At 69.7% G+C, this 4,634-nt stretch carries 6 protein-coding genes; all 6 read left to right on the forward strand.

Features of this window, described 5'->3' with window-relative positions:
* Positions 1-735 (forward strand): flagellar hook-length control protein FliK (locus QZX79_RS01635; RefSeq protein ID WP_294563724.1); only part of this gene is annotated, 735 nt, incomplete at its 5' end.
* Positions 736-749: 14 nt separating this feature from the next.
* Entirely contained in the window at positions 750-1,163 is a 414-nt protein-coding gene (locus QZX79_RS01640) for a flagellar hook assembly protein FlgD (protein WP_294563726.1), read from the forward strand.
* Positions 1,164-1,204: 41 nt separating this feature from the next.
* The gene (locus QZX79_RS01645) at positions 1,205-2,377 is read left to right on the forward strand and encodes a flagellar hook protein FlgE (RefSeq protein ID WP_294563728.1); all 1,173 of its coding nucleotides are present in this window, start codon (positions 1,205-1,207) and stop codon (positions 2,375-2,377) included.
* 233 nt (positions 2,378-2,610) lie between these two features.
* Entirely contained in the window at positions 2,611-2,958 is a 348-nt protein-coding gene (locus QZX79_RS01650; RefSeq protein ID WP_294563729.1) for a flagellar FlbD family protein, read from the forward strand.
* A 4-nt stretch (positions 2,959-2,962) separates the two neighbouring features.
* The gene (locus QZX79_RS01655) at positions 2,963-3,769 is read left to right on the forward strand and encodes a motility protein A (RefSeq protein ID WP_294563732.1); all 807 of its coding nucleotides are present in this window, start codon (positions 2,963-2,965) and stop codon (positions 3,767-3,769) included.
* Entirely contained in the window at positions 3,766-4,569 is an 804-nt protein-coding gene (locus QZX79_RS01660) for a flagellar motor protein MotB (protein ID WP_294563735.1), read from the forward strand. Before QZX79_RS01655 ends, QZX79_RS01660 begins: the two co-directional genes overlap by 4 nt.
* Positions 4,570-4,634: the final 65 nt, after the last annotated feature.

Genomic DNA, 4,634 nt, shown 5'->3' on the forward strand with positions numbered 1-4,634 from the left:
CAAACCTACCGCCGGCTCATCGCCCTGCGGCACGCCGAGCCGGTCGTCGTGGACGGCGACTTCACGATGCTGCTGCCGCAGGACGAGCGGGTGTACGCCTTCACGCGCAGCCTGGCCGGCACGACCCTGCTCGTGCCCGGCCACTTCTCCGGCGCCCCCGCGCCCGCCGGCCAGGCACCGGCCGCCCCCGCGGGGGCCGCGCCGCACCTGCAGGGGCCGGTCCCGGGACTCCAGCCTCCCGCCGTCGGCCTCCAGGCGCCGACCGTAGCTCCAGTGCCAGGCACCGGAACCGCTGCCACTCCCGCCCCGCCGCCGGCCGCCCTCGCCGCCCAGCTGTCCCGGCCGGTGACGGCCCTGTCGGGCAAGGCCCCGGGCGAGCACGTTCTGGTGCTGAAGGTCACCCCCGAAGACCTCGGCCCGGTGACGGTCCGAGCACTCATCGGTGCGGACAGCAGCGTCCGGGTCGAGCTCTTCGCTCCCACCGATGGAGGCAGGGACGCCCTGAAGGCGGTGCTCGCTGAGCTCAAGCGGGACCTGGCCGGCTCCGGCCTCAATGCCAGCCTCGACCTGTCCTCCCGGAACCAGCCCGGCGAACCGGGGGCGGAGGGCTCGCGGCGCGGTCCTGCCCAGCAGCACCCGGGCCGGTCCCCCGCGGGCCGGGACGACGACGCCCCGCAGCCCGACCGCCGCCCCCGCCTTTCCGACGACGCGCCCTCACTGAATGTGATGGCCTGAGAAATGGAGAACACGTGCCCATCGATCCAATAGCAGCGCCGGCCCCGGGCGGGATGTACGCCACGGCGCCGTCCCGCGTGCCGCAGCAGCAGATGGACAGCAAGGTCTTCATGACCCTGCTCGTCACGCAGCTGCAGCACCAGGACCCCGGCTCCCCCATGGACACCAATGCCATGATCGGCCAGACCACGCAGCTGGCCATGATGGAGCGGCTCACCGAACTCTCCGCCCAGGGCGAGGAGGCGTTCGGCCTGCAGATGCGTGCGGCCGCGGCCGCGCTCATCGGCAAGAAGGTCAGCTACGCCAAGGAGGACGGCACCGAGGTCACCGGAATCGCGTCCTCGGTCTCCTTCGAAGGCGCCGTCCCCCGCGTCAAGGTCGGTGACGCGACGGTCCCCCTGGACCAGATCTCCGGCATCGTCTCCTAGCATCACCAACCCGCACTCCACCCCTTTCGGAAGGAAGCATCATGCTCCGCTCACTCTTCTCCGGCATCTCCGGCATGCGTTCCCACCAGACGATGCTCGATGTCACCGGCAACAACATCGCGAACGTCAACACCAACGGCTTCAAGTCCTCCTCCGTGCAGTTCCAGGACACCCTCTCCCAGCTGCAGCAGGCAGCCGGCGGCGGCGACGACAACCGTGGCGGCACCAACCCGGCCCAGGTCGGCCTCGGCGTACAGGTCGCCGGGATCTCGACCAACTTCGCCCAGGGCTCCGCCCAGGCCACCGGCAAGGCAACGGACCTGATGATCTCCGGCGACGGCTTCTTCGTGCTGAACTCCGGCGGCCAGCAGGTCTACAGCCGGGCCGGCTCCTTCGACGCCGACTTCGACGAGCGCGGGCGCCTGGTCACCCCCGACGGTGCCTTCCTCCAGGGCTGGCCCGCCGTCAACGGCGTCGTGCAGAAGGGCGGAGCCGTCAGCAACATCGTGCTGGGCCAGAACACCGCCCCGGCCGTTGCAACCAGCAGCGCGACCATCGACGGCAACCTGCCGGCCGAATCCGCCGTCGGATCCTCCCTCGTGCGCGATGTGAAGGTCTATGACGCCTCGGGCAACGTGCGCACCCTGTCCCTGACCTTCACCCGCACCGCCGGCGGCTGGAACGTCAACGGTGCCGACGGCGCCGCTACGGGCACCACCGCCCTCACCTTCACCGACGGCAAGCTCACCGGAGGCGGTGCGCTGACCGTCGGCGGCGTCGACGTCGACCTCACCGGGGTGACCGGCTTCGCAGGCCTGAGCACGGTGAAGGTCTCGGCGCAGGACGGGCGCGCCGCTGGCACCCTCGAGTCCTTCGCCCTGGGCAAGGACGGCAGCATCACCGGCGCGTTCAGCAACGGCAGCCGGATCGTGATCGGACAGATCGCCCTGGCCACATTCACCAACCCCGGCGGGCTGGAGAAGGCCGGCGGCTCCACCTTCCGGGCCACCGCCAACTCCGGCAACCCGGCACTCGGCACCGCCGGTTCGCCCGGATTCGGCACCATCGCCAGCGGCTTCCTGGAGATGTCCAATGTGGACCTGTCGCAGGAGTTCACGAACCTCATCGTGGCCCAGCGCGGTTTCCAGTCCAACGCGCGCGTCATCACCACCTCCGACGAGGTCCTCCAGGAACTGACGAACCTCAAGCGGTAATCCCGCGCCGAAGCCTCCGTCCCGCCGAGACTGCAGATAACCACCCCTCGGGGCCGGCAAAGCGTGGTGAGCTGCAGTTTCGGCGGGCGGAGTCCCGCACCGCCGACTCCGTGGAGGCGACGGCCGCCGTCTGCCCGGGCCCCTGCACCTTACGAAACCGCCCCGGCTGCCGACTGTTACAAAGGAGCAGCCCGACCGGGCCGCCGACACGAGAACGCGCGGAAACGGAACCCATGATTGTCCTGACCCGGCTGAACGGCACCGACCGGTTCGGCATCAACCCCGATCTCGTGGAGCGCATCCATGCCAGCCCCGACACCACGCTCGTCATGGTCAACGGGATGCGGCACATCGTCACCGAGTCCCTCGATGAGGTGATCACGCTCGTCGTCGAATTCCGCGCCCGGGTCCTCACCTACGCCCACCGCCTGGCCGACGCCGGCGACGCCGCAGGAAGCTTCACCGGGCCGGGAACCGGCACGGAGGCCCGCGCCGAGACAGGGCGGGAACCGACGCACCTGAGCATTGTCCACCCGCACGACGTCCTGCCCGGTCCCGCCGGCCAGCGCCCCAGAAAGTAGCGCCATGGATCCCGCAACCCTGATCGGTCTCCTCCTTGCGTTCGGCTCCCTCTACGCCATGATCTTCATGGAGGGCGCCCACGTCAGCTCCCTGCTGCTGCCCGCCCCGATGATCCTGGTGCTCGGCGCCACCATCGCCATCGGCATCGCCAGCTCGACCATCAAGGACGTCATCCAGGCGGTGAAGTCCCTGCCCAAGGCGTTCCGCGGCCGGACCGACTCCCCGCAGGACAGCGTTGACCAGATCATCCGGTTCGCGGAAAAGGCCCGCGCCGACGGACTGCTGGCCCTTGAGGCCGAGGCGGCCGAAACCGACGACCCGTTCATGAAGAACGGCCTGCAGAACATCGCCGACGGCACCGACGGCGAGGACCTGCGCATCCTGCTCGAGGACGAAATCAGCACCCGCCGGAAGGCGAACCACGCCGTCTCCAAGTTCTTTAACAGCCTCGGCGGCTACGCGCCCACCGTCGGAATCGTCGGCACAGTCGTGTCGCTGACCCACGTCCTTGAGAACCTCTCCAACCCCGAGGAGCTGGGGCACATGATCGCCGCGGCCTTCGTGGCGACCCTGTGGGGCCTGCTCTCGGCCAACTTCATCTGGCTGCCGATCGGTGCGCGCCTGGCCCGGCTGTCCGAACTCGAACTCGAACAGATGAACCTCCAGATGGAGGGACTGCTCGCAGTGCAGGAAGGGGCCCAGCCCATCCTCCTTGGCGAGCGCCTCACCGCCATGATTCCTCCCCACAAGCGGGGCGGGAAGCGGAAGGAAGGACCCCCCACCGCCTCCGACCTTGAGGCGGCCGCGTGAGCCGCAGGGGCCCGCGCCGCGGCTACCGCGCGAGCCAGCTTGAGGAGTTCCACGCCGACGAGCGCTGGGCCGTGTCCTACGCGGACATGGTCACCGTGCTGATGTGCCTCTTCATCGTCCTGTTCGCCATGTCCTCGGTGGACGTGGCGAAGTTCGAGAAGCTCAAGAACTCCCTGGCCACGGGCTTCGGCGTCGAGAACGTCGGCAAGGTCGATACCGCCGAGGGCATCGTCCTGCCGCCGGAGCTGGCCGAGGAGGAGGGCGAGGACCTCACCGACCTCGAGCTCGCCATCCAGGAGGTGGACGACCTCGAAGCCATCAAGGAGCGCATCACCGCCGCCCTGACGAAGGAGGGCCTCGAGGACACCGTCCGCTTCACCCTCGACGAACGCGGCCTCACCGTCCGCATGGTCAGCTCGGAAACCTTCTTCAACCCCGACCGGGCCGAACTCACGGCGGCCGCGCAGCTCGTGCTCGATGCGACGGCGCCGGAGCTGCGGACCACGACGCGCGAGGTCACCGTCGAAGGCCACACCGCCAAGCTCCCCGACGACCGCTACGTGCTCGACTGGGAACTGTCGACGGCGAGGGCGGTCAATGTCGTCCGGCACCTGGTCGAGCAGGGCGGCGTCGAGAGCACCCGCATGGAAGCCAGCGGCTACGGCGAATCCCGGCCCCTGAACGATGGCCGCACCGAGGCCGACCTGAAGCTCAACCGGCGGGTCGACATCGTTGTGCTCTCCGACCAGCCGGAGAGCGTCCGGTCCCTGATTCCGGAAGTGGCCGCACAGCGCCCCTGACGGCGGATGGCCCGCCCGGGACCAGGCACCCGGGCGCCCGGTGCGCGGCACGGCCCGGCTCGGCC

It is taken from the genome of uncultured Arthrobacter sp. (assembly GCF_902805515.1).
Classification (GTDB): Bacteria; Actinomycetota; Actinomycetes; order Actinomycetales; family Micrococcaceae; genus Arthrobacter_D.

What these genes read in the sequence shown, in the direction of transcription:
- QZX79_RS01645 (WP_294563728.1), top strand. Translation starts at nt 1,205, where the DNA reads ATGCTCCGCTCACTCTTCTCCGGCATCTCCGGCATGCGTTCCCACCAG.
- QZX79_RS01650 (WP_294563729.1), top strand. Translation starts at nt 2,611, where the DNA reads ATGATTGTCCTGACCCGGCTGAACGGCACCGACCGGTTCGGCATCAAC.
- QZX79_RS01655 (WP_294563732.1), top strand. Translation starts at nt 2,963, where the DNA reads ATGGATCCCGCAACCCTGATCGGTCTCCTCCTTGCGTTCGGCTCCCTC.